The sequence below is a fragment of the Rossellomorea aquimaris genome (assembly GCF_001877785.1).
Lineage (GTDB): Bacteria > Bacillota > Bacilli > Bacillales > Bacillaceae_B > Rossellomorea > Rossellomorea aquimaris_A.
The window spans coordinates 751,824-771,373 of sequence record NZ_MINN01000074.1 but is presented as its reverse complement, the minus strand read 5'-3'; the positions used below and the strand labels follow the sequence as shown (position 1 = coordinate 771,373).

Annotated in this window: 20 protein-coding genes; 17 read left to right on the top strand and 3 right to left on the bottom strand. The window is 42.5% G+C overall.

The features are described from left to right. Positions 1-26: 26 nt before the first annotated feature. Complete coding sequence (gene coaD, locus BHE18_RS07680; protein ID WP_071617981.1) at positions 27-515, top strand: pantetheine-phosphate adenylyltransferase; 489 nt, start codon at positions 27-29, stop codon at positions 513-515. 48 nt (positions 516-563) lie between these two features. On the opposite strand, the gene ylbJ is transcribed toward coaD, so the two are convergent. Further along, a complete protein-coding gene (gene ylbJ, locus BHE18_RS07675; protein ID WP_071617980.1) occupies positions 564-1,790 on the bottom strand; it encodes a sporulation integral membrane protein YlbJ in 1,227 nt (408 codons plus the stop codon). A 167-nt stretch (positions 1,791-1,957) separates the two neighbouring features. Here ylbJ and BHE18_RS07670 point away from each other — a divergent pair, with 167 nt between their 5' ends. Beyond that, the gene (locus BHE18_RS07670; RefSeq protein WP_071617979.1) at positions 1,958-2,737 is read left to right on the top strand and encodes a patatin-like phospholipase family protein; all 780 of its coding nucleotides are present in this window, start codon (positions 1,958-1,960) and stop codon (positions 2,735-2,737) included. Positions 2,738-2,742: 5 nt separating this feature from the next. Then, the gene (locus tag BHE18_RS07665) at positions 2,743-3,789 is read left to right on the top strand and encodes a SepM family pheromone-processing serine protease (protein ID WP_071617978.1); all 1,047 of its coding nucleotides are present in this window, start codon (positions 2,743-2,745) and stop codon (positions 3,787-3,789) included. A 44-nt stretch (positions 3,790-3,833) separates the two neighbouring features. Here BHE18_RS07665 and BHE18_RS07660 read toward each other — a convergent pair whose 3' ends face one another. Further along, on the bottom strand, positions 3,834-5,051 hold the full coding sequence (locus tag BHE18_RS07660) for a nucleotidyltransferase (RefSeq protein WP_071617977.1): 1,218 nt from the start codon (positions 5,049-5,051) through the stop codon (positions 3,834-3,836). 199 nt (positions 5,052-5,250) lie between these two features. On the opposite strand from BHE18_RS07660, the gene BHE18_RS07655 reads away from it, so the two are divergent. The 4 genes from BHE18_RS07655 to BHE18_RS07640 all read left to right on the top strand — a co-directional run bounded on the left by BHE18_RS07655 (position 5,251) and on the right by BHE18_RS07640 (position 7,628). Further along, positions 5,251-5,799 carry a YceD family protein gene (locus BHE18_RS07655; RefSeq protein ID WP_440480378.1) on the top strand — a complete coding sequence of 183 codons (549 nt, stop codon included), beginning with the start codon at positions 5,251-5,253 and terminating at the stop codon, positions 5,797-5,799. A 62-nt stretch (positions 5,800-5,861) separates the two neighbouring features. Continuing rightward, positions 5,862-6,035, top strand: a complete 174-nt coding sequence (gene rpmF, locus BHE18_RS07650) for a 50S ribosomal protein L32 (protein WP_071617975.1) — start codon at positions 5,862-5,864, stop codon at positions 6,033-6,035. A 120-nt stretch (positions 6,036-6,155) separates the two neighbouring features. After that, the gene (locus BHE18_RS07645) at positions 6,156-6,914 is read left to right on the top strand and encodes an enoyl-CoA hydratase/isomerase family protein (protein ID WP_071617974.1); all 759 of its coding nucleotides are present in this window, start codon (positions 6,156-6,158) and stop codon (positions 6,912-6,914) included. A gap of 102 nt (positions 6,915-7,016) precedes the next feature. Further along, complete coding sequence (locus BHE18_RS07640) at positions 7,017-7,628, top strand: RsfA family transcriptional regulator (RefSeq protein ID WP_071617973.1); 612 nt, start codon at positions 7,017-7,019, stop codon at positions 7,626-7,628. 45 nt (positions 7,629-7,673) lie between these two features. On the opposite strand, the gene BHE18_RS07635 is transcribed toward BHE18_RS07640, so the two are convergent. Next, positions 7,674-8,150 carry an N-acetyltransferase gene (locus BHE18_RS07635; protein ID WP_071617972.1) on the bottom strand — a complete coding sequence of 159 codons (477 nt, stop codon included), beginning with the start codon at positions 8,148-8,150 and terminating at the stop codon, positions 7,674-7,676. A 232-nt stretch (positions 8,151-8,382) separates the two neighbouring features. On the opposite strand from BHE18_RS07635, the gene BHE18_RS07630 reads away from it, so the two are divergent. From BHE18_RS07630 to BHE18_RS07585, 10 genes are all read left to right on the top strand, one after another. Then, positions 8,383-9,732 (top strand): acetyl-CoA carboxylase biotin carboxylase subunit, encoded by a 1,350-nt coding sequence (locus tag BHE18_RS07630; RefSeq protein ID WP_071617971.1) that lies wholly within the window; start codon positions 8,383-8,385, stop codon positions 9,730-9,732. A 30-nt stretch (positions 9,733-9,762) separates the two neighbouring features. Next, positions 9,763-9,978, top strand: a complete 216-nt coding sequence (locus BHE18_RS07625; RefSeq protein WP_071617970.1) for a biotin/lipoyl-binding carrier protein — start codon at positions 9,763-9,765, stop codon at positions 9,976-9,978. A gap of 435 nt (positions 9,979-10,413) precedes the next feature. After that, entirely contained in the window at positions 10,414-11,955 is a 1,542-nt protein-coding gene (locus BHE18_RS07620) for an acyl-CoA carboxylase subunit beta (protein WP_071617969.1), read from the top strand. 133 nt (positions 11,956-12,088) lie between these two features. After that, positions 12,089-12,985, top strand: coding sequence for a ketopantoate reductase family protein (locus BHE18_RS07615; RefSeq protein ID WP_071617968.1), 897 nt, complete (start codon positions 12,089-12,091; stop codon positions 12,983-12,985). Between the two features lies 1 nt (position 12,986). Continuing rightward, the gene (locus tag BHE18_RS07610; protein WP_071617967.1) at positions 12,987-13,373 is read left to right on the top strand and encodes a DUF3397 domain-containing protein; all 387 of its coding nucleotides are present in this window, start codon (positions 12,987-12,989) and stop codon (positions 13,371-13,373) included. Between the two features lie 94 nt (positions 13,374-13,467). Next, a complete protein-coding gene (gene bshC / locus BHE18_RS07605) occupies positions 13,468-15,087 on the top strand; it encodes a bacillithiol biosynthesis cysteine-adding enzyme BshC (protein WP_071617966.1) in 1,620 nt (539 codons plus the stop codon). 222 nt (positions 15,088-15,309) lie between these two features. Further along, positions 15,310-15,741, top strand: a complete 432-nt coding sequence (gene mraZ / locus BHE18_RS07600; RefSeq protein ID WP_071617965.1) for a division/cell wall cluster transcriptional repressor MraZ — start codon at positions 15,310-15,312, stop codon at positions 15,739-15,741. Positions 15,742-15,778: 37 nt separating this feature from the next. Next, positions 15,779-16,714 carry a 16S rRNA (cytosine(1402)-N(4))-methyltransferase RsmH gene (gene rsmH, locus BHE18_RS07595; RefSeq protein WP_071617964.1) on the top strand — a complete coding sequence of 312 codons (936 nt, stop codon included), beginning with the start codon at positions 15,779-15,781 and terminating at the stop codon, positions 16,712-16,714. Between the two features lie 27 nt (positions 16,715-16,741). Then, a complete protein-coding gene (ftsL, locus tag BHE18_RS07590) occupies positions 16,742-17,110 on the top strand; it encodes a cell division protein FtsL (RefSeq protein WP_071617963.1) in 369 nt (122 codons plus the stop codon). Beyond that, positions 17,110-19,311: a penicillin-binding protein gene (locus tag BHE18_RS07585; protein WP_071617962.1), complete on the top strand. Its 2,202-nt coding sequence runs from the start codon at positions 17,110-17,112 to the stop codon at positions 19,309-19,311. The genes ftsL and BHE18_RS07585 overlap by 1 nt, the downstream gene beginning before the upstream one ends. The last annotated feature ends 239 nt before the right edge of the window (positions 19,312-19,550 follow it).

Here is a 19,550-nt window from a genome sequence, read left to right as displayed (position 1 = left end):
AAGCAGACATTTGGGGGTAAATGAACATGACAAGTATCGCAGTTTGTCCAGGAAGTTTTGATCCCATTACATATGGACACCTGGATATCATCACAAGAGGAGCAAAGGTTTTTGATCAGATTTACGTTGTAGTCCTTAATAATTCATCAAAAAAACCTTTATTTTCAGTGGAGGAGAGAATCGAGTTGATCCGTGAATCCACCAAAGACATTCCGAATGTCGTGGTCGACTCATTTCAGGGACTTCTTGTCGACTATGCCAAAAGCGTGAAAGCAAGCGCGATCATCAGGGGATTGAGAGCCGTATCCGATTTTGAATATGAAATGCAGATAACGTCCATGAACAGGGTACTCGAAGAGGATATTGAAACGTTTTTCATTATGACAAACAATCAGTATTCTTTCCTGAGCTCGAGCATTGTGAAAGAAGTGGCAAAGTACGGAGGGAATATTTCCGAATTGGTCCCTGCTCCGGTCAAAAACGCATTGAAAGAAAAGTATACTGTAAGTGAATAAAGAAAGGCGGTTCATGCTGAATTCGAACACATGAACCGCCCTTTTTGATTAATGAACCTTTTTCAGCATCCTTCTGCTGTATAAGAGAATGTAGAGTGTTAAACTGATGATGGTAATGAGAGGTCCTGCGGATTTCAGCCAGTAAAGGATCTCATTCCATATATATTCACTCCGATATGAAAAAACGGGTACGGCATTTGAAAGCTGTTCATCGGATAACCTCTCATAGACCGGTTTCCAGATAATGAGGGTCACGATAGAAGCGGCTGCACCGTGTAGAAATCGGGCGTAGAAAAAAGGCTTAAACCGGATATCGGTCTGGGCAAGGATACTGGCAACCTGGGCTTGAACACTAAAACCGGAAAACCCGAGGATGAAACTTGTAATGATCGCCTGATGCAGCAGTGTTGCTTCAGTCGTACCGCTTGTCAATTTTGATCCCAGGGTTATTTCAAATAAGCCGGAAATGAAGGGAATGCTCAGTTGTTCGGTCAAATGGGCCAGCTGGAACAAAGCAGAAAAACCTGCAGCTGCAAACGTGGTGACATGAAGATGATACAGCATTTTGTTTATGACAGAGAAAAGAATGATAAACCCGCCAATCATCAATAAAGTCTGGATAGAGGAAGTTACGGCATCTCCAAGCAGTTTACCGATCGGGCGATTATCTTTCAATCTCGTTTGATGAAGGGCAGAGAATGCTTCCCTAAGAAAGAATCGTTTCTTTTCAGCGGTTCTGCATTCCAGGATTTCTTCGTCTTTCCCTCCATAGAATCTCATCGCAAGACCTACACAAAAATTCCCTATATAGTGAGCAGCAGCAAGCACGACCCCCAGTGCTGCATTCTGAAAAAAGCCCACTGATACAGCTCCAAATATAAATAGAGGATTTGAAGAGTTGGTGAAAGAAACCAATCTCTCTGCCTCGATCTTAGTAAGCTGTTTTTCCTGACGAAGGCGTGCAGTTAATTTGGCACCTGCAGGAAAGCCTGATGCCATTCCCATCGCCCATACAAACCCGCCTGTCCCCGGCACCCTGAATAATGGACGCATCATCGGTTCAAGGACCACTCCTATAAATCTTACAACACCAAAACCGATCAGCATTTCGGAAACGATAAAAAAAGGCAGCAGTGAAGGAAAGACAATTTCCCACCACATATCCAGTCCCCTGATCGAAGCCTCCAAAGATTCATCAGGCATCAGAATTAATGCCGCAGCAAAAACTGTTACACTTGCCGATAAAACCAACGTTTTCAATTTCGACTTCAACAACCGGACTCCTCCTCCGAGAGCTATGTCAAATTCTTGTGAAACACAGAAAGAATGATAAAATGAGAGTAACCTCAACTTGTCCTCATATTAATCAATATACTCATACATATTAGAAATAGACCATATGATGAATTGAACCGCTAACTAAGGGTGAAGGGGGTACTCATATGAAAAGACCAAAGATAGGTTTGGCCCTTGGTTCAGGTGGAGCTAGAGGATTTGCACATTTAGGTGTCTTGAAGGCTCTTAAAGATGAAGGCATACCTGTCGATATGATTGCAGGGAGCAGTATGGGTGCACTGGTAGGCTGTTTGTATGGGGTCGGTCATAAAATGGAAGATCTCTACAAATTATCGACTACCTTCAGAAGGAAATATTATTTGGATTTTACAGTCCCAAAGATGGGTTTCATCGCAGGAAAGCGTATAAAAGAATTCATTCAATTGTTTTCTCATAATAAGAACATCGAAGATCTGAACATACCTGTAAGTGTTGTTGCCACGGATATCACAAATGGTGAAAAAGTGGTCTTCACATCAGGTCCGGTTGCAAGTGCAGTAAGGGCAAGCATTGCGATTCCAGGCATATTCGTTCCGGAGAAGATTAATGGCCGCCTTCTGGTGGACGGGGGCGTCATCGACAGGGTACCTGTTTCAGTCGTGAAAGAAATGGGGGCCGACCTGGTTATCGGCGTTGATGTATCCCACGTCAAGCGTAATGCTGAAATCACCACTATTTATGATGTCATTATGCAGAGCATTGATATCCTTCAGCTTGAAATTGTGGCACATAGGGAAATCGCTTCTGATTTCATGATCCGCCCGCATGTTGAAATGTACAGTACACGGGCTTTCAAAAATATCGAAGAAATAATTGATATGGGGGAAGAGGAGGCGAGGAAGGTTATTCCTTCTATTAAAAAAGCGCTTGAGGAATGGAAGGGGTAAAATCTATGAAGAACAGAACGCTGATCAGAATTATGGTTGTGATGACGGTATTTATCGTAGCAACATCTTTTTATTATCTTCCATATTATGTAACGAAGCCAGGCGGCGCCCATGAGCTGGATCCCATCGTAAAAGTGGAAGACGGCTTTGATGATGAGGGTGAATTTATGCTTACCACAGTAAGGATGGGGAAAGCCAATATATATGCCTATCTTATCGCCAGTTTAAGAAAATACGAGTATATTTATCCTGTTGAAGAAATCCGGAATCCTCATGAAAGTGATGAAGAATATAATCTGAGACAACTTCAGCTCATGGAAAATTCACAAAATCACGCGATTGAAGTTGCCTTCAAAGCAGCAAATAAACCCTATCATTATAATTATAAAGGGATCTATGTTTTGAATGTGTATCCAGAAATGCCTGCTTCTGAAATCCTGAAACCGGGCGACAGGGTGACAGCCATTGATGGAAAGGAATTTGAATCCTCTGAAGAGTTCATCCAGTATGTCGGGAAGAAAGAAAAAGGCGATAAAGTGGAGATAAAGTTTATTAGAAATGATGAAGAGAAAATTGAAACAGTTCCATTACAGGAATTTCCGGAAATGCCGGATAAAGTGGGACTTGGCATTTCATTAAGTGACGACAAGGATATTGTCACCGACCCTGAGGTATCCCTTGATACCGAAGAAATCGGCGGTCCGTCAGCCGGCTTGATGTTCAGTCTCGAAATTTATAATCAATTGACGAAACCGGATTTGACTAAAGGGTATCCCATCGCAGGGACCGGAACAATTTCTGAAGATGGGCAAGTTGGCAGAATCGGGGGGATCGAGCAGAAAATCATCGCAGCTGATAAAGCTGGTGCAGAGTATTTCCTGGCCCCTGATGATACAATTGCAGAGGAAATAAAGAAAGAGAACCCAGAACTTGAATCCAATTATTCAGCAGCCAAAAAGACGGCTGAAGACATCGGGACAGACATGAAAATCATTCCGATCAAGACATTCGATGAAGCAATAAAATTCTTACAATCACTTCCTGTGAAATAAACAATAAAAGAGACTGCGCAGGCAGTCTCTTTTTTGCTTTCATCTTATCCCATCAAGATCGGAGGCTGAGACCATTCCTGATGAAGGAGCTTTTTCTTTACTTCATTAGAGGAAAGACCAAGTGAATAGATTTCGGCAGCTTTCATGTCTAAATGTATATCGTTTTTATCAGCACTGGAAAGTTTGCTGACCAGCGGAAGTTCCAATGATTTTTTCATTTTATTCAAGTATTGCTGTCCGGTCTTATTCATCCCCAGCAATCTGATGTAAGAAGGGGCAGCATGCCTTTCATTCATTTCACTTTTTGTTGTATTGGTCAATATATGCAGCGCCATTCTCTGCAGGCGCGTCCACGTATACCTTTTGGATTTCACCCTCTTCATGAAATCTTCAAACGAAATCGCTGACTTTGAGCTTTCGATCATTCTGTTTTCGATGCCTTCTTCTATTTCATAGATTTCCCGGAGCTGGGAAGGTGAAGAGGACATGATCTTATATTGAAGCAATGGCCAATAATTTTCCCATCTGTGATACCCTCCGAATTCCTTCTTGTAATGTTCCAATATTCCGTGTGTGGCGGATGGTATGTATCGGTTAATCACGCTTTCTTCTTGTTCCGGATCAAAAAGATTCTTACGGATACTGGTGGCACTTGCGATTGAAGGAGACGCAAAGTGTTCATCATGATAGCCTGCCGATTCGCGGGTTATCGTAAAAGCTTTTAAATCCGGAGCGGCGTTATTTCTTGCTTCGATGTAATGAAACCCCAGAATATTATTCGGCTTGCTTAAGTCTATCAGTTTTTCGCTGCCTTCCAGATCCTTGAAAGCATTGGATAAAGCGGAAGGGTAACTTAAGCCCTCCTTCATATAGTTTTTTACCGATGCATTATATGCACTCCGGTTGTTCAGGATTAATTCGACCGTTTTTTCAAATGCGGATAGTCCCCCGTCTTCACTTCCAAAACAAAAGCTCTCACATCCTATTTCACGGAGCAGGGAAATGGATCCTTTTGCGAACGTTTCTGCATGCTGTGTCGCAAATGCATAAGGCAGTTCAATGACTATATCGACCCCTGCAGCCAAAGCCATTTTTGTCCTTGCCCACTTTGAGACTAGGGCGGGTTCACCGCGCTGAAGGAAATGCCCGCTCATACATGCGATTACAAGATCAGCCTCCGATGTTTTTTTTGTCTCAGTCAGATGATGCAGGTGTCCATTATGAAACGGATTATACTCAACTACTACCCCTGTTGCTTTCATAGTAAATGTCACTCCTTCTGCAAAAAATGGATGAATACATGTTAAATATCTATAAGTATCATATCGGATATTCAAAAATATTTGAAACCGGTTATCATAAAGCGTTATAATTGCAACACTGACACAGTAATAAGTGTAAAGAAAAAATATTGACAAACGGTAATATCAAGTCTATAATTACCTTTGTTGCCTTGAGGTGATGACATTGAAATGGTCGATAATACAATTGCAAAAGTACAGGGATAAAGGACTTACCCTTGATGAAACAGTGACTTTCGACGATCCCAAAGAAATTGATCCGCAAGTCAGGGAAGTTTCCCCGATCCATGTAAGTGGAAAGGCTGACATCGGAACAAATCGCGTCACATTCCATCTTAACATAACCGGGCATATGGTCTTACCTTGTTCAAGAACCCTTCTGGACGTGGATTTGCCGATCGATCTTAAAACGATTGAAACCTTCCTTCTTTCTGAGACAGAATATGATCAATATGAAGAGGAAGAAGTCCACCGCATCGAAGGGGATGTAATTGATTTAAAACCAGTAATCAGAGAATTGCTGTTACTTGAGATTCCACTGCAGGTAATCAGCGATGAAGCGAGAGAACAGGATAAGCTTCCTTCCGGAAAGAACTGGGAAGTACTGACCGAAGAACAAGCTTATGAAGTCGAAGAGGAAAAAGAAAATAAAGTTGATCCTCGGCTCGCTGATTTAGCAAAGCTTCTTGATCAAAACAAGAACTCTTAAAAGCGAAGTACCAGTTCGTTCTGGCTTCATAATATTTTTATCTCTTTAAGGAGGTGGGAAGAATGGCAGTACCTTTTAGAAGAACATCTAAAACAGCAAAAAGACAACGTCGTACACACTTCAAACTACGTGTACCTGGTATGGTAGAATGCCCAAACTGTGGTGAAATGAAACTAGCACACCGTGTTTGTAAAGAGTGCGGAACGTATAAAGGAAAAGAAGTTGTAAGCAAATAATTTTGTTTGCAATAAAAAAAAGCGTGAAGAGACCATGGCTCTTCACGCTTTTTTTATTTGAGCCCCTGTTCAAGTCCGATGAATCCGATTACACTATAGTAAAAAGGAGGGGCATAAAACATGGGGGACTACATCATACATAAAGATGAAAAAGGCATACTTCATTTTATAATCAACCGACCTGAAAAAAGAAACGCAATCAATTATGAAATCATGGACGGTTTGGATAAAGCGTTAAATGAGTGTAATGTGAATCCGTCCGTCAAAGCATTTGTCATCACAGGCAGCGGTGAAGAAGCCTTTTGTTCAGGAGGGGACTTATCAGAATTTCACCTGCTGAAAACCGAAGAGGAAAGCTATAAAATGCTCAGGAGGATGGGGAGTATCTTAACAAGGATTGCATTCCTTCCAAAACCGGCATTTGCATTTATCAATGGGACGGCAATCGGTGGAGGCTGTGAGATTGCGGCTGCATGCGATGTAAGGATTGCCAGGAAAGGTGTGAAGATGGGATTTGTACAAGGGAACCTTGCCATTACAACCGGCTGGGGAGGAGGAACTTTGCTGCACAAAAGGATTTCCTCTCCAAGAGCATTATCCCTTCTCATGGAAGCAAGCGTACATGAAGCTGAAAATTTATACGAATTTGGATTCATAAATGAACTTCTGGAGGAGACGGAAGATATAAGGGAACTGCCGTTATTAAAAGCTGTATCGACTAAGGCCGCCGGGGTACTCCAAGCATACAAAAAACAGCAGTTGAACAGTTGGGACCAAGCTGCGATGGAGGATAGTATCGAAAGTGAAATCCGTGAATGCTCCAGGTTGTGGGCTAAGGAGGAACATCACAGGGCGGTTGACCGTTTCTTAGCCAGATAGCAATACCGAACCAATTATTTTGAACTCAAGTATTCTGTTGATTCTATCTTCTCTAGTAAGTGCATATGCATGAATAAATGGATCTTAACAGGAGGGATGGAAATGTCTTCAAATAGACAGGATGCTTGGAGTCAGGATGAGGATGTAATACTTGCTGAAGTTGTATTGCGCCATATACGAGAAGGCGGCACTCAGCTAAAGGCGTTTGAAGAAGTTGGAAGAAAGCTATCGAGGACATCCGCCGCATGCGGTTTCCGGTGGAATTCATTTGTGCGTAAACAATATAAATCCGGAATAGAGTTAGCAAAGAAACAAAGGAAACAAGCAAAAAAACATACCCCGCCGGTGAAAAAACTTCCACAGGAAACAACAACTTTTCAAACAGATATCGGGGAAATCTCACCTGAGCACTTCTCGATGAGCAGCATGATCCAGTATTTACAGAAAGCGGAAGAAGCGGTCAGTAATGAAGCCAAGGTAAAGCTTGAGAATGAACAGCTGCATGAACAAATCTCTCAATTAACACATAAGTTTGAACAGGTTGAATCGGAATTAAAAGAATATAAAAGCAAATTCTCCTTACTGGAAGAAGATCATAAATCCCTGTTGACGATTTTTGAAAAAGCGAGAAAGATGGCCCTTCTGCAAGGGAATGAAGAAAAAGTAAAATTCCAGATGGATAAGAATGGGAATCTTCAGAGGGTCAACAAATAAAAGAGAATATAAAAGGCTGGCTATATTAGCCAGCCTTTAAAATGTTCAACTGATTTTCTGTTCTTTTACACCTTCAGGATACCAGACCATCGGGTTTTCACCAAGATCTCTTTCTACATCATATGTGACTGGCTCAAAGCCCATCTTTTCCCAGAAACCTTGGGATTTAATCCGGGAATTCGTCTTTATCGGCAGGCCGAACCCTTTTGCGAATTCAACAAGCAGCTTGCCGTAGCCTTTGCCTTGATATTTAGGCAGAACTTCAAGCTTCCACAATTCCAGATATCTTTGCGGAGGATCGAAATATTGATCAAAACGGGATTCCCTTTGATACAGACTCATCCGTGCTATCAATGTATCCCCGAAATAGATACCGTAAAAAGGGGACTCACTGTCGTTTTCGATAATATTGGCCTGAAGGTCCTCAAGCATGGATAACTCCTGTACACCATATTCTTTAAACTTCTTAAACTCTTCGAGAGTTTTATAATTCACTTTTAACTTTTCAACTTTTACTGCCATCCTTTTTACCTCCTACTATTACTTCCTTTAGTACCTGCATAAATGGTTCGTCCTGAATCCATTTGCAAATTTTTTTTAAAAAAATAAATTATTTACTATTATTATATAACAAATAAACAAAAAATTCTGCACTCAAATAAGAAAACGTTTACAATAGAGAGGAGGATTTCGGCGAGTTTTGTAGAAATCTTTATATGTATTGCAGTTTTTTTGTATCGAAAGGGGAGATAGTGTGCAAAAAGTTTTAATTGCAAACAGGGGAGAAATTGCTTCAAGAATCATTAAAACGTGTAAACATTTGAACATTCAGACGGTTGCTGTCTACTCTGATGCAGATGAGGACCTGCCTTTTGTCAAGGATGCAGATATCGCTCATCGAATCGGTGAACCGCCCGTAAACAAATCTTATTTAGTTATAGATCATATTCTTGAAGTGGCCAGGAAGGAAAAGGTAGACGGAATCCATCCAGGATATGGCCTGTTATCTGAGAATGGCGATTTTGCTAAAAGAGTATCTGAAGAAGGTTTTACCTTCATCGGGCCATCCCACAGTACCATCCGGAAAATGGGAGATAAAGTAGAAGCCAGGAAGGTTATGCAGCAGGCCGGGGTCCCGGTTGTCCCGGGAAGTGAAAGCGGGGTTGACAGTATTCACACTGCCAAGGAACTTGCCAAAAGAATCGGGTATCCTGTCATGCTTAAGGCTAGCGGAGGCGGGGGCGGGATCGGTATGATCCGCTGTGAAAATGAGCAAGCGCTCGTTCAAAGCTTCGATTCTACAAAAAACCGTGCAAAAGCTTATTTCGGTAAAGATGAAGTTTTCCTTGAGAAATGTGTGGAGAATGCGCGTCATATTGAAGTTCAGATATTCGGTGACAGCCATGGGAACATTGTCCACTTATTTGAGAGGAATTGTTCAGTTCAGAGACGCAACCAGAAAGTAATAGAGGAATCCCCTTCACCTGTCCTGTCAGAGAAGACAAGACAAGCGATGTATGAAGCTGCCGTCAAAGCGGGGAAGGCAGTTGACTATATCAATGCGGGAACGGTTGAATTCATAGTGGATGGTGAAGAAAACTTCTATTTCCTTGAAATGAACACAAGGCTTCAAGTGGAGCACCCGGTTACGGAGTCCGTCACCGGTCTTGACCTTGTTAAATGGCAGCTCCTGGTGGCTGCGGGAGAGCGGCTGCCTTTAATGAAACAGGAAGAAATCACTTCTAAAGGTCACTCGCTGGAATTCAGGATTTATGCTGAAGATCCTAAAACGTTCTATCCTTCACCTGGTGTGATAAAGGTGCTTGATTGGGGCGGAAGTGAAGATGTAAGAATAGATTCTGGATACGAAGAAGGAAATAAAGTCTCACCTTTCTATGATCCGATGATTTCAAAATGCATCATAACAGGTGAAAACCGAACAGAAGCAATTGAAAAGGCAAAAGCATTTTTCTCTGCGGTACAAATAGAAGGCCTGAAGACAAATGTAAGTCTCTTCAAGGAAATCATAGGGGAAAAAGAGTTTCTTGATGGTACGTATACAACCAAGTGGCTTCAGGATTATTTAACCGCAAATAGAGCATAAGATGATAACTCACAATTGGAGGAAATGAAAATGAAAGAAATTACAGCAGCAATGGCAGGAACAGTATTAAATGTATTGGTAGAAAATGGGGGGAGTGTCGCTGCAGGTGATACAGTACTCATGCTTGAATCAATGAAAATGGAAATCCCGGTCGAGGCCGAAGCCCAAGGGAAAGTCTCAGAAATAAAAGTAAACATCGGCGACTTCGTCAACGAAGGCGACGTACTTCTAGTCCTTGAAGGATAAGAGAGCTATGGATATTGGTATGTTTTAATTTTCGGACGTATATTGATGAAGATACATTCTAATGAATAATGATAAAAAGTGATTTTATGGTAAGAGACTGTTCCAGCTGTTTGTTGGAGTGGAAGACGAAGACTCCTACTAGAAAAGCGGAAGGGCTTTGCTCAGAGGCGTGTGGCATAAGACGAAGCGGCCTAGAAGGCGTTCTTTGCCTTCTTGGTCGGTTTGGCTTATGACATGTGCCTCTAAGCCCTGGAGCTGGACAGTTCCTTCACCCGTGAATAAGCCGAGTTCACGGGTCACCAGCGAAAAGCGTAGTCTTGCATGGAAACCAACAGCGGAGTTGAATAGCCATAACGTATTAAATGACTTAAAGTAGATGAAAATAGCGTTTTCAGAGGGGTACAAACACTACATAACGAACAAAGGGGGATTCATATGACTGCATCTAAAACATTCATAGATACACTCAACGAAACAAAAGAAAGAATAAGCGCCGGCGGTCAGCCGAAATACCACGAAAAATTAAAAGAACAAAACAAAATCTTTGTCCGTGATCGTCTTCAGCTGTTATTTGATAATGGGGATTATCAGGAAGACGGCATGTTCGCAAACAACAAAGCGGAAGACCTTCCTGCAGACGGTGTTGTAACAGCCATCGGCAAAGTAGGCGGACAAACTGTCTGTGTAATGGCCAATGATTCTACGGTTAAAGCAGGATCGTGGGGTGCGAGGACTGTAGAAAAAATCATCCGCATCCAAGAAACGGCCCTGCGCCTACAGGTCCCTATCTTTTATTTAGTCGATTCAGCCGGAGCCCGTATTACAGACCAGCTTGAGATGTTCCCGAATCGCAGGGGGGCAGGTAAGATCTTTCACAACCAAGTGAAAATGTCCGGGATGGTCCCTCAGGTCTGTATCCTTTTCGGCCCATCCGCGGCAGGCGGGGCGTATATCCCGGCTTTCTGTGATATCGTCATCATGGTTGATGGGAATGCATCAATGTACTTGGGGTCACCGCGTATGGCGGAGAAGGTTATAGGAGAAAAAGTTACGCTTGAAGAAATGGGCGGTGCCAGAATGCACTGTTCCGTCAGCGGCTGCGGTGACTTGCTGGCTTCATCTGAAGAAGAAGCAATCGAAGAGGCAAAAAGATATCTGGGTTATTTCCCTGCTAACTATAAGGAGAAGCCGTCGGTTAAAGAAGGGTTGGCTCCAAAAGCTGAAAGATTGCTTGAAGATATCATACCTCAGCATCAAAATGCACCATTTGATATGTACGAAGGCATAAATACTCTGATTGATGAAGGCAGCTTCTTTGAAATGAAGAAATTATTCGCGCCGGAACTGATTACAGGATTTGCCCGCATGGATGGAAAAGTAGTCGGGATTATCGCCAACCAGCCGAAGGTTAAAGGCGGGGTCTTGTTCCATGATTCAGCGGATAAAGGGGCCAAGTTCATCCAGCTGTGTGATGCATTTCATATTCCTTTGCTATTCCTTGCAGATGTCCCAGGATTTATGATTGGAACGAAAGTTGAAAGAGCGGGAATTATCAGGCACGGTGCCAAACTGATTGCAGCCATGAGCTCGGCGACTGTACCAAAGATTTCTGTTATTGTGAGAAAAGCATATGGCGCAGGATTGTACGCAATGGCGGGTCCTGCGTTCGATCCGGATGTTTGCATTGCCCTCCCTTCTGCACAAATCGCAGTAATGGGGCCGGAAGCAGCAGTCAACGCCGTATATTCGAATAAGATCCAGGCAATAGAAGACCCGAAAGAAAGAATAAAATACGTTCAAGAGAAACAACAGGAATATAAAGAACACATCGATATTTATAAATTGGCTTCAGAATTGATCGTCGATGAAATCACTGCTCCTAATGAGCTGCGTTCCGTGTTGATTGAGCGGTTTAAACTGTACGAAACAAAAGAAGTGCTTTTCAGTGAAAGAAAGCATCCGGTATATCCGGTATAAAGTTTTAACAGCAACTTGTTCCTGAGAAATTCAGGAACAAGTTTTTTAATGGCTTGTTTTTCCTGAGTTTTCCTTAAGGGAAATATTTGCTAAAATATGAGTAGTACATAATCTGTTTAAAAAAGGAGATATCATGAAGATAGGTATTATTGGGGGAGGCGCAGTCGGACTTCTTTTCTCCCATTATTTAAGTAAGAAGTTTGATGTCACCCTGCTGGCAAGGCGAGCTGAGCAAGTACTAGATATAAACAGTTATGGTATAACCCTTAAGAGGGATGATTGTTATGATCATTCTTTTATCAAAACAGAGATGCTCCGGGAAAGCAGCTTGGGGTTTGACGCGCTCATTATTGCTGTAAAGGAATATGACCTTGAACCGGTTATAAATGCATTGTCAAATACTGATGTCAAAGTCCCGTTATTATTCCTGCAAAATGGCATAGGCCACATAGAGCGTGTGAAAAATCTCCCTCATGAAACCATTCTGGCAGGCTCAGTCGAACATGGAGCACTTAAAGAAAACGATCACTCGGTCGTACACACTGGTAATGGCAGAACAAATATAGCTTTTATAAGAGGAGAATCGAAGGGGATAGAAGAACTATTAATACAGGAAATAAAATATTTTCCTTTTTCACTCCAAGACGACTATGAAAAAATGGTTTTGAAGAAATTATTTATTAATGTTCTGATTAATCCCCTAACCTCAATTGCCCGTATAAAGAATGGCAGGCTGGCGGAAAACCCGCATTTCCTTCATTTACAGCGTACGTTATTCGATGAATTGCAGATTCTTTTTCCTCACATGAAAGACCATATCCGCTTTCAGGAAGTGGTGGATATAGCCAGAAGCACTTCATCTAATCGTTCATCCATGCTCAAGGATATAGAAGAGAAAAGAAATACAGAGGTTGAAACCATTTTGGGAGCCTTATTGATAAAGGCCGAAAAAGAAAACCATTTTTTACCCATCATGAAAACACTTTACGAATTAGTAAAAGGAATCGAAAGAGAAGGTCAGGGGGGGTAAAATGGCTTCCATTTTTTCTACAATCATTGCCATTTTTGTCATTATCCCATTTTTGGGGTATTTCATCAGCTTTATCATTGCAAAGGAAGTAATGAAAAATCACCGGAAAGCGGTTCATCTGGCGATTGACGTAACCACATTCTTGCTGATGGTTTCAGTCCACTTCATTGTGCTGGCCATCTGGAACACTTCATATTTATGGCTTATCTTTCTTAGTGTTTGCTGTATAGGATTGATATTTGCCGTATTATATTGGAAGGCAAAAGGGGAAATCCATTATCCGAAGCTCATCAGGGGTGTTTGGCGGATCAATTTCCTTCTGTTTTTCACGGCCTATATAACATTGATGATCACGGGCCTGATCATAAGAATAATCGAACTGAATTAGTCTTTTTTTGCAGGCAGTTTTTTTTCTTTTCGGTCAGTGAGATGTTATACTCATCGTTAGGAAATAAAGAGCCAGAAAAGGAGTAGTAGTTCATATGGAATTGGAGAGTCTGAACATTCCGGCGATCAATCAGTTTGCTTCATTATATATAGAGCAAAAAGAACCAGTGACTTCTTTTTTTCACTATAATATAAATCAGCACGATGTCTATTCCCGGAGGTTGAATGATTTGATGCCCCGAGAATTTCCTCGTGAAGAGCTGACGGATTGTATCGCTTCGTATATGAAAGGCCTGCCGGCATCGCAGGAAGTATGTGATTCCCTTGAAAAATTGAACAAGGATGCAGTCACCGTCGTGGCTGGGCAGCAGGCTGGTTTGTTAACAGGTCCATTATATACGATACATAAAATCATCTCTGTCATTAAATTGGCAAAACAGCAGGAAAAAGAGTTGAATCATCCTGTAGTGCCTGTTTTTTGGATTGCCGGGGAAGATCATGATTATCAGGAAGTGAATCACATTTATCTCGAGAAAGGGGACATAATCGAGAAAAAAGGCTACCCGGAGAGAGTGTCTGGAAAGAAAATGACTTCAGACATTCTATATGATAAAAACGTGATGAAGAGCTGGGTGACAGAAATTCTAAAGACCCTCGGTGAAACCCCGCATACAAAAAAACTGGCAGGCGAATTGACAGAAATGATAGAAGAGCAGAACGATATTGTAAGATTCTTCGCCCACTTCGTCATGCACCTGTTCAAAGACTTTGGACTGCTTGTGATCGATTCCGCCTACCCGCAAATACGGTCCCTTGAAAAGCACCACTTTCATCATCTGATCGAGGGAAGTCAGCAGATTACGAATGCAGTTCTAAAGCAGCAGGATGAAATAAAAAGAAATGGGTTCAACACCCAATTGGATATCTCTCCTGATGCAGCGAATATATTCATCAACTTAAACAACGAACGAGCGTTACTGGAAAGAGAAGATTTCAGCTTTACTGAAAAAAATACCGGCAGTGTGATTCCGGCCGGTGAACTGCTGTCGATGCTTGAAAAAAACCCTGAAAAATTCAGTAACAATGTGGTAACGAGGCCGATTATGCAAGAATGGCTTTTTCCGACCCTTGCGTTTATCGGAGGACCAGGTGAGATTGCCTATTGGGGTGAATTGAAAAAAGCCTTCGAATACGCCGGATTAAAAATCCCGCCTGTCGTTCCAAGGCTGAATATCACCCTGATTGAAAGGGACGTGGAGAAGAAAATGAATCTCCTTGGCCTGTCGTTGTCTCAGGTATTAATGAATGGTGTGACTGAAGAGCGTGAGAGATACTGGGACTCCATTAAGTTACCCAGACTGGAAATGGAAATATCCGATCTCGAACAAATGCTGCAGAAAAAGTATGAAGATATCCGTCATAAGACAGAACAGATCGGATACGGGTTGGATCAAATAGCGGAAAAGAATCTATCTATCCATCTTCATCAATTAAATTTCTTAAGGGCAAGAACAGATAAGGCATTGAGGGATAAACATGACAAGACGTTCTCAGACTTCGCCAAGGTGGAAAACTGTCTCCGCCCAAACGACGGTCCCCAGGAAAGAACTTGGAATGCGCTTTACTTCCTTAATAAATATGGAGAGGATTTCATCCGGGAACTGGCATCCCTCCCGATGGATTTTGACGGAACCCATAAAGTTGTTTACATTTGATTATAAGTAACGAATAAAAAAGGACTTCTTTCGTAATAAAAGACGAAAGAAGTCCTTTTTGTGTGGTAAAAAGACAAGTTTTTCTTCCTTTCCCTGTCAAGAAAAGGGGGAAAAAGGAAAAGAAAAATTAAAGGGGAAATTTTATAAAAAGAGAATTTAGAAAACAGTGGAGAAAAGTGGGGGGATGTGGTACATTTGTGATAGAAAGTGGGGGCAGTGCATATGTTCATGGGCGAATATCAACATAACATTGATAATAAAGGCCGTTTAATAGTGCCTGCCAAGTTCCGCGATCTACTCGGCGAGTCTTTCGTGATTACCCGTGGATTGGACCAATGCTTATTTGGCTACCCCATGGATGAATGGCGGGCACTTGAAGAAAAGCTGAAAGCACTGCCGCTTACAAAGAAAGACGCCCGTGCCTTTACACGCTTCTTCTTTTCTGGGGCAACTGAAAGTGAGTTGGACAAGACCGGCAGGATCAACATCCCTTCAACTCTTGTCAATTACGCAAAGCTTGATAAAGAATGCATCATCCTTGGAGTTTCCAATCGGATTGAGATTTGGAGTAAGGCATTATGGGAAGACTACTTCACAGAGTCTGAAGATTCTTTTGCAGAATTAGCTGAGAATATGATAGGGTTTGATATTTGACAGCTCAAAAATGTTCGATTGGAAAGGTGACGTCAACATGTTTAAACATACAACGGTATTATTGAAGGAAACAGTAGATGGATTGAATATTAAAGAAGATGGCGTTTATGTGGATTGTACGCTTGGTGGTGCAGGGCACAGTGAATACCTGCTGAGCCAATTATCCGACAAGGGGCATCTGTACTGCTTTGATCAAGATGGAACGGCAATCAGCCACGCTCAGGAAAAACTTTCCCCCTATAAAGGAAAAGTGACATTTGTTCAATCGAATTTCCGAAATTTGAAACATGAGCTTGAGCAGCTTGGGGTACATAATGTAGATGGCATCCTATATGATCTTGGTGTGTCATCACCACAGCTTGATACACCAGAAAGGGGCTTCAGCTATCACCACGACGCCCCGCTGGATATGAGGATGGACCTCGAAGGTGATCTGACTGCATTCGATGTAGTGAATCACTGGTCATTCGAAGACCTTGTCCGTATCTTTTATCGGTATGGGGAAGAAAAATTTTCAAAGCAGATCGCCAGGAAGATCGAAGCTGCACGTGAATTAAAACCAATAGAAACGACTGGAGAGCTGGTTGAATTGATAAAGGAAGGCATTCCGGCACCTGCAAGGAGAAAAGGAGGCCACCCTGCCAAAAGGGTGTTCCAGGCAATCAGGATTGCAGTCAATGATGAACTCGGGGCTTTCGAGGATTCCCTTGAACAGGCGATCGATGTGCTTGGAAAAGGGGGAAGGGTCAGTGTTATCACATTCCACTCTTTAGAGGATCGCATGTGCAAAACGATGTTTAAAGAGAAAGCCTCCGGCCCGGAACTGCCGCCAGGGCTCCCTATCATTCCTGAAGAATACGAGCCGGTGTTAAAGCTCGTCACGAGAAAACCGATATTACCCAGTGAAGAGGAACTAGAAGAAAATAACAGAGCGAGATCAGCAAAGTTAAGAATAGCAGAAAAAAATAGATAATAAAAAAGGAAATGGGAGGGAGAAACAATGAGTAACTTAGCCAGAAAGTATGAAAGGGAGCAAGTTGAACAGTCTTCACAAACTGTCGGGGTGAATCCCCAGCCCCTAAGAAGAGAGCAGCGATCTGTCATTACACCGGGGGAAAAGATTCTGGTAGCACTCTTTGCTGTGGTATTTTGCTTCCTGGCTGTCCAAATCGTCCAGACTCAAGCAGCCATATACGACGTGAATAAAGAAGTGCAGGTAATGGAAACAGCCGTTGAAAAGCAGGAGAAGGCAAATAATGACCTTAAGCTTCAAATCAGCGAGTTAAGTACTTATGAACGTATTTTGGAAAAAGCAAAGGAACTTGGACTTAACTTAAAAGAAAAGAACGTGAAGGTTGTTGAACAATAATGAAAAAGAGACCAAGCATGAACATAGGGGCAGCCATCCTTTTCGGGATTTTCGGCTTGCTCTTTTTTGTATTAATGGTTCGTTTTATCACAATCCAGGTCACTGGTGAGGCAGACGGGAAAGTGCTGGCATCACAGGCAGCTGAAAAATATATCAAAAGCCGTATCCTGGAAGCCCACAGAGGAACCATATATGATCAAAAAGGGGAAGTCATAGCAGAGGACACCTCAGCCTACACGTTGGTTGCCATCCTCAGCCCGACAGTGACAAGCGATCCCGATAATCCAAAACATGTAACCGATCCAAAAAAGACTGCAAGTGTACTTTCTGACTACATCGAAATGGATGAAAGTGAAATCTATGAAAAACTGACAACCGAGGGTGCTTACCAGGTTGAATTCGGTGCAGCAGGAAGGGCTCTTACCCATCAGATGATGCTTGACATAAAAGATGAAGAGCTTCCTGGAGTTACATTCAGGAAAGAAGCGAAAAGGTTTTATCCCAATGGTACCTTCGCATCCCATCTGATCGGGTTTGCGCAAAAGTCGACTAATGAGGACGGCAAGCCCGTTACAACAGGAAAGATGGGAATTGAAAAAAGCTTTAATGACATCCTTGGCGGTGAAAATGGTTCAGTTGAATACAAAAGTGATGTATGGGGATATCTCCTTCCCAATTCTGAAGAGCATGTCACCCCTCCGAAGGATGGAAATGATATTTATTTGACGATTGACAAGAAAATCCAGACGTTCCTGGAAGAAGCCATGAATCAAGTGCAAAAACAGTATAAGCCGAAGAATATGTTCGCAATAGTATCGGATCCCAAAACGGGGAAAATTCTTGCGATGTCCCAGCGCCCGACATTCCATCCTGATACGAGGGTGGGACTGACGGATAACTGGACGAATACCATCGTGGAAGAAACCATTGAACCAGGTTCTACAATGAAGTCTTTTTCGCTTGCAGCAGCAGTGAATGAAGGGAAATTCAATCCTAATGAAGCATATCAATCTGGTACTTATAAAGTGGATAATGTACCGAATCCTATCCGGGATCACAACGGCGGCGAAGGGTGGGGGTCCATTTCTTTCCTTGAAGGTGTTCAGAGATCATCCAATGTTGCATTTGCATATCTGTTGGATAAAATCGGTTTTAAAGAGTTTGAAGGATACCTTCACGATTTCGGATTCGGGGAACCTACGAATGTCGGCCTGCCTCATGAGGCTTCAGGCTCTATCCTTTACCACTATCCAATCGAGAAATATACCACCATCTTCGGTCAGGGTACGACCGTTACCCCTCTGCAGATGATTCAGGCGGAATCAGCGATTGCGAATGATGGAAAGATGATGAAACCATATATCATCTCGAAAGTGGTCGATCCAAATACAAAAGAAACAGTGAAAGAAACAAAACCTCAGGTGGCGGGTAATCCCATAACGAAGGAATCGGCAGAGAAGACAAGAGAATATTTAGCGACGACTGTAACTTCGGAAAATGGTACCGGCAAGAGATTTGCGATAGAAGGCTACAGTGTAGCCGGTAAATCCGGAACTGCCCAGATCCCCGACCCGGAAACAGGGGGGTATCAATACGGAAAGGAAAACTATCTATTTTCCTTTATGGGGATGGCCCCTGCAGATGACCCTCAGTTGATTGTTTATGTAGGGATACAGCAGCCGGAATTAGAGGCTACCGAAATAGGGTCCGACCCAGTCTCGCAAGTTTTTAAACCTGTCATGCAGAACAGCCTGAAATATTTGAACATCAAGCCGCAGGAAAAGGTAAACTTGAAACAGGAACAAATTCCGGACCTGTCAGGCCTTAATTTGGAAAAAGCAAAGGCTGAAATCAAAGAAGCAGGAGGAGAACCTGTGATTGTAGGGAACGGATCAGAAGTCATCAAACAGCTTCCTCAAGCAGGAAACGAGATCCTTGAAGGAGGAAAGATCATTCTGAGAACGGACGGAGAAGTCACCATACCGAATATGAAGGGATGGTCGATAAGGGATGTATTCAAGGTAGCGAATATTTCCGGTCTTAGAATCAATATGGTTGGCAAGGGATTTGCAATAAGCCAAAATATACAGCCGGATACTCCTGTGAAAGAGGATGAGCCCCTTGTAGTTAACTTTGAAACTCCAGAAGAACAACTGCAAAAGCAAGAACAAGAGGATGACACGGAAGAAGGAAGGCCATAGAATTTGATAAGTGCAAAGAAGGATGGACGATTAGATGTTTCCTTCCATGCTCACTGGACGGTTTCGTCAAGGAGCTGGAGGGCGCTTCGAAAGAATCGTCCTTTTCTTTTTGCTTGAAGCCAGATGGGATTGCCTGCGGACCCTTGTCCCTTTTCAGAAAATGGTTTGTCCGATAAAGAAATACATACCCCTCTGTGTCCAAGCATATAATGGAACGAGCCATAGAAGGGGAGGTCCAT

Excerpts from the sequence above, each read along its gene's own strand:
- BHE18_RS07620 (WP_071617969.1), top strand. The coding sequence starts at position 10,414 with ATGACTGCATCTAAAACATTCATAGATACACTCAACGAAACAAAAGAA.
- BHE18_RS07610 (WP_071617967.1), top strand. The coding sequence starts at position 12,987 with ATGGCTTCCATTTTTTCTACAATCATTGCCATTTTTGTCATTATCCCA.
- mraZ (WP_071617965.1), top strand. The coding sequence starts at position 15,310 with ATGTTCATGGGCGAATATCAACATAACATTGATAATAAAGGCCGTTTA.
- BHE18_RS07655 (WP_440480378.1), top strand. The coding sequence starts at position 5,251 with ATGACATTGAAATGGTCGATAATACAATTGCAAAAGTACAGGGATAAA.
- rpmF (WP_071617975.1), top strand. The coding sequence starts at position 5,862 with ATGGCAGTACCTTTTAGAAGAACATCTAAAACAGCAAAAAGACAACGT.
- BHE18_RS07665 (WP_071617978.1), top strand. The coding sequence starts at position 2,743 with ATGAAGAACAGAACGCTGATCAGAATTATGGTTGTGATGACGGTATTT.
- coaD (WP_071617981.1), top strand. The coding sequence starts at position 27 with ATGACAAGTATCGCAGTTTGTCCAGGAAGTTTTGATCCCATTACATAT.
- BHE18_RS07645 (WP_071617974.1), top strand. The coding sequence starts at position 6,156 with ATGGGGGACTACATCATACATAAAGATGAAAAAGGCATACTTCATTTT.
- ftsL (WP_071617963.1), top strand. The coding sequence starts at position 16,742 with ATGAGTAACTTAGCCAGAAAGTATGAAAGGGAGCAAGTTGAACAGTCT.
- BHE18_RS07670 (WP_071617979.1), top strand. The coding sequence starts at position 1,958 with ATGAAAAGACCAAAGATAGGTTTGGCCCTTGGTTCAGGTGGAGCTAGA.
- BHE18_RS07660 (WP_071617977.1), bottom strand. The coding sequence starts at position 5,051 with ATGAAAGCAACAGGGGTAGTAGTTGAGTATAATCCGTTTCATAATGGA.
- bshC (WP_071617966.1), top strand. The coding sequence starts at position 13,468 with ATGGAATTGGAGAGTCTGAACATTCCGGCGATCAATCAGTTTGCTTCA.
- BHE18_RS07635 (WP_071617972.1), bottom strand. The coding sequence starts at position 8,150 with ATGGCAGTAAAAGTTGAAAAGTTAAAAGTGAATTATAAAACTCTCGAA.
- rsmH (WP_071617964.1), top strand. The coding sequence starts at position 15,779 with ATGTTTAAACATACAACGGTATTATTGAAGGAAACAGTAGATGGATTG.
- BHE18_RS07585 (WP_071617962.1), top strand. The coding sequence starts at position 17,110 with ATGAAAAAGAGACCAAGCATGAACATAGGGGCAGCCATCCTTTTCGGG.
- BHE18_RS07615 (WP_071617968.1), top strand. The coding sequence starts at position 12,089 with ATGAAGATAGGTATTATTGGGGGAGGCGCAGTCGGACTTCTTTTCTCC.
- BHE18_RS07640 (WP_071617973.1), top strand. The coding sequence starts at position 7,017 with ATGTCTTCAAATAGACAGGATGCTTGGAGTCAGGATGAGGATGTAATA.
- BHE18_RS07625 (WP_071617970.1), top strand. The coding sequence starts at position 9,763 with ATGAAAGAAATTACAGCAGCAATGGCAGGAACAGTATTAAATGTATTG.